This is a genomic window from Stieleria sp. (assembly GCF_041595215.1).
GTDB lineage: Bacteria > Planctomycetota > Planctomycetia > Pirellulales > Pirellulaceae > Stieleria > Stieleria magnilauensis.
Genome location: NZ_JBFHKV010000892.1, coordinates 1 through 3,652 on the forward strand (window position 1 = coordinate 1; position 3,652 = coordinate 3,652).

Here is a 3,652-nt window from a genome sequence, read left to right on the forward strand (position 1 = left end):
GATCTGGCCGCCCGCCATGGTTTTCGACGCATTCTGCTCGATACGTTCGAAAAGAACGGCCGCTCGTCGATCGACCTGATGACTGCCCAGCGGCTATCGAATTTCGGCCGCCAAGCCTACCGGCGGCAACTGTGGTGGTCGTTGGCCGGTTCGATCACGTTGGGACACGTCAGCGGAATCGCCGAGCTGATTCCGCCCCCCGAATTTCGGCCTAATTGCTTCGCCGTCCGCGGAGACGTCTGTGACGGCAATCGAACCGGAACGCTCAGCCCCGACAAGATGCGACAGTGGATGCGGGCGCTCGGCGAGTGCGCCGGCTACGTTCAACCTTGACGCAGCAATTCAGCTATTTTTCCGCGGCACCCTCAATCGAAAAGCTGACGCAGCACTAGACCCAATCGAGTCCGGTCAGCTTCTGAAGACGTTCCTCAAAATTGCCGATCAGCCCCCCCACGAGTGTCCATTCGCCTTTGTTGCGAAGTTCGATTTCACCGAATCGATTGATCCGGATGATCGAGTCGCTCGTCACGCCCGCTTGACGCAGTTCGTTGAAATCGACTTCCCCCTCGTTGATCACATCAAGCAACGTTTTTCCGGTCAGTTCAATGAATTCCATGACTTCCTTTCTCAGCCCGTGGCTGGACTACATTCGATCGACGCCCGCTCCCTTTCTAAGCGGTTGACGAATCTTCGGCAACCATAGCCAACGACGCGATGGGGACGCCAAGAATCGGCCGCGGATGCCGAATCACTTCTGCTCAACCAGCCAGTTTGCTCACAACGGTGGTGCAGTTCAAGTTGCCGCGATCTGGATTGAGCGCTATGCTACGGTAGGTTCGTTTGTGCTCAACGAGCTTGTCGATTGTGAGAATCGAGCTACAAATCGCCTCCAACCCAGGCACCCCCCTATGCGTTTGCTCCTCTTCGCCCTGCTTGTCGTCTTCGCGCTGGCCAACCTGTTTCTCGAAGCGGCCACCAGTGTCGCTCAATCGGCAGCGACAGAGTCCCAACCCAAGGCCCAACCCAAGGCCCAAGCCGACACGTCGGAAACGGAATCCCCCGATGCGGCCTATCTGCGGATCAAGAAAGACGAAAACGGCCGCAAAGTCGCGTTGCAGACCGCGATCGTTCGCTATCGCGGCAAGCCCGGCACGCGCTACGACGGTGCCATCGTCGACTTGGTGGGCGTCGTCCACATCGGCGAAAAAGAATACTACGTGGACCTGAATCAACGGCTGTCGAAATACGATTCGGTGCTGTACGAACTGGTTGCCCCCGACGGCACCCGGATCCGGCCCGAAGACTTGAAGGAACGCCGATCGCTGGTCGCGTCGATGCAAACCGGCATGAAGGACATGCTGAAACTGGAATACCAGCTTGAATTGATCGACTACATGGCGACCAATTTCCGACATGCCGACATGAGCCCCGAAGAGTTCAGCGAGGATCTGCAGCGCCGCGGTGACAGCGTGCTGAAGATGATTGCCCGAATGATGGGCGCCGGTTTGGCGACGCAATCGAAAAGCGGTGGCGACCTCGGCGTGCTGATGGCATTGTTCAGCCAAGACCGCTCGACCGCGATGAAAAACGCGATGGCCAATCAATTGATCGACATGGAAGCCGTCACCGCGGGGCTCAACGATGCCAACGGTGAGAACACGCTGATCAAGGGACGCAATGCCAAAGCGTTTCAAGTGTTGCGTGAAGAACTGGCTGCGGGCAAGCAAACCCTGGCCGTGTTCTACGGTGCCGGTCACTTGGCCGACATGGCCGAACGGTTGGAAAAAGACTTCGGCATGAAAGCCGAAAAAACAATCTGGCTCGACGCTTGGGATCTGGACGGCAAGTAACGCCTTGACTACGCCGCCCGTTTCATCGACTCGCGTTTCTCAGCCAACACCTGCTGCAACGCGGCGTGAGTCTTTGCGGCTTCGCTCGGATCGTAGGCTGCCTCCAGACGCAACAACTCGTCCTGGATTCTCTGGGTGAACTCCGCGACGGACTCTCCGTCACGCGGGTACATCGGATCGCCGAAGATTCCGTCGATGCGACAAAACGGAAGCGGAATCTGGGTGCGATCCCAGGTCCGTGACAACACGATCCGCTTGGTGGGAATCAGCGACATCGGCAAGACCGGAGCCCCTGTTTTCTGCGACAACATCGCGATTCCGGGACTGGCGATCCCGCGTGGCCCTTTCGGTCCGTCAACTGCCACACACGCCGGCCGGCCGCTGGAGACGTGGGCGACCAGCGCCCGCAACGCCGTGACACCGCCTTTGCGGCTCGCACCGCTGCTGCCGCGAATCGGAATCACCCCGGTCTTCTCAAGCGTCCGGGCGATCAAATCGCCGTCTTTGCTGCGTGACACCAACGCGCCCGCGCCCTTTTCGGCGTGGACCACCATGGCGATCTGCTGGCCGTGCAAGCCGGCATAGAGGTACGGCTGTCCGGCCGCGCGAAGCCGATCTCGAGAATCATTGACCGCGCGGACGCGGCACGTGGTTCGTAACAGCCAGATAAACCCTGTCACCAAGAAGGGCAGCACTCGATTCATTCCCAGATTCCATTCTGTTTGCAGTCAAAACGTTTCGCGTGTCGTGAAACTCCGCAGCCCCCTAAATAGGCTCGCCAGCCCCGGACGGCAAGATCGATTGCATCAACAGGCCGCTCAATCGCCGCCGGCGGGGTTTTCAATCCAGACCTGAAAGCAGGGCGAACACAGCAGCAGTCGCCGGCGACAGTGCACCTGGTTCTCGGCATCGACCTGTGGCGTCAATTCGAGCTGCTCGATGACCTTGCCCCATTGAGCATCCATCTCCTCACGATCGAGCGTCGAGGGGGAGTCCAGGATGGGAGGCGACGAATCGACGGTGGCCTGGATGTCGATTTCGTAAAACTCGCCCCGACCACCGACCAGTTCCCTCAAACAGCGATCACACAGGCTGGGAGTATCCGATTCAAAGACATCCATCACGCTGACTCAATGCACGAAAAGGAGGAGACGAGAGGGTCACGTCGGAATTCCCAGTTTAACGCATCACAGACGTCCCTGTTCGCAAAAGGTGTCCGACACCTTTTTGGCAAACTGGGTAATTGCGAGCGTGTTGCGGACTGTGACGGGCCGGCGGACAGGGTGGTATGCTGTGTGAAGGGGGGCAGTGTGAGGGGGCGCAGTGTGAGAGGTCGCAGTGTGAGAGGTCGCAGTGTGAGAGGTCGCAGTGTGAGAGGTCGCAGTGCACGACAATGAGGAGGACGAGTGATGGCGCATCAAGTGATCATTGCCCCTGATTTCGAGACTACGCAAATGCAGCAATTGCCGACGGATTGGCGGCCAGGCGTGCGGGTGTCGGTTGTCACGATCAAAGCATTTCCGCTCGGCGCGGCGTCGGTCGTCATTGCCGTTCTGCTGCTGGGCCTGATCGCCTGCAGTGGCGTCGTGGGCACGATCAACGGCGCAGGCATGACGGGGCTGATATTCGGTGGCGTCATCGCAGCCGTGCTGGCAGTGTGTTACGCCGCCTTGGTGCTGGCCATTGAGTTGCTCTTGCCGGAAGTCGAGACGGTGGTTGACTGGACCCAAAACACCATTGTCCATCGCCGAAACCGCTCCCAAGAAACCTTTCCACTGGGTCAACTGACAGAACTCCGCATC

General features: G+C 59.0%; 7 protein-coding genes. 3 read left to right on the top strand and 4 right to left on the bottom strand.

Annotation, left to right across the window (positions count from 1 at the left end; all coding sequences use genetic code 11):
* Window positions 1–333: (5-formylfuran-3-yl)methyl phosphate synthase (locus ABX749_RS25800; RefSeq protein ID WP_372898536.1), on the top strand; the 333-nt coding region annotated here is incomplete at its 5' end.
* 55 nt (window positions 334–388) lie between these two features.
* Here ABX749_RS25800 and ABX749_RS25805 read toward each other — a convergent pair.
* Window positions 389–616, bottom strand: coding sequence for a hypothetical protein (locus tag ABX749_RS25805; RefSeq protein ID WP_095739920.1), 228 nt, complete (start codon window positions 614–616; stop codon window positions 389–391).
* A gap of 292 nt (window positions 617–908) precedes the next feature.
* On the opposite strand from ABX749_RS25805, the gene ABX749_RS25810 reads away from it, so the two are divergent.
* Window positions 909–1,850, top strand: coding sequence for a hypothetical protein (locus ABX749_RS25810; protein ID WP_372898537.1), 942 nt, complete (start codon window positions 909–911; stop codon window positions 1,848–1,850).
* 8 nt (window positions 1,851–1,858) lie between these two features.
* On the opposite strand, the gene ABX749_RS25815 is transcribed toward ABX749_RS25810, so the two are convergent.
* The 3 genes from ABX749_RS25815 to ABX749_RS25825 all read right to left on the bottom strand — a co-directional run bounded on the left by ABX749_RS25815 (window position 1,859) and on the right by ABX749_RS25825 (window position 3,239).
* A complete protein-coding gene (locus ABX749_RS25815; RefSeq protein WP_372898538.1) occupies window positions 1,859–2,554 on the bottom strand; it encodes a lysophospholipid acyltransferase family protein in 696 nt (231 codons plus the stop codon).
* Window positions 2,555–2,668: 114 nt separating this feature from the next.
* Entirely contained in the window at window positions 2,669–2,971 is a 303-nt protein-coding gene (locus ABX749_RS25820; protein WP_145212911.1) for a hypothetical protein, read from the bottom strand.
* 58 nt (window positions 2,972–3,029) lie between these two features.
* On the bottom strand, window positions 3,030–3,239 hold the full coding sequence (locus ABX749_RS25825) for a pentapeptide repeat-containing protein (protein WP_372898539.1): 210 nt from the start codon (window positions 3,237–3,239) through the stop codon (window positions 3,030–3,032).
* Window positions 3,240–3,259: 20 nt separating this feature from the next.
* On the opposite strand from ABX749_RS25825, the gene ABX749_RS25830 reads away from it, so the two are divergent.
* Window positions 3,260–3,652, top strand: a 393-nt coding sequence (locus ABX749_RS25830; RefSeq protein ID WP_372898540.1) for a hypothetical protein, incomplete at its 3' end; no start/stop codon positions are given.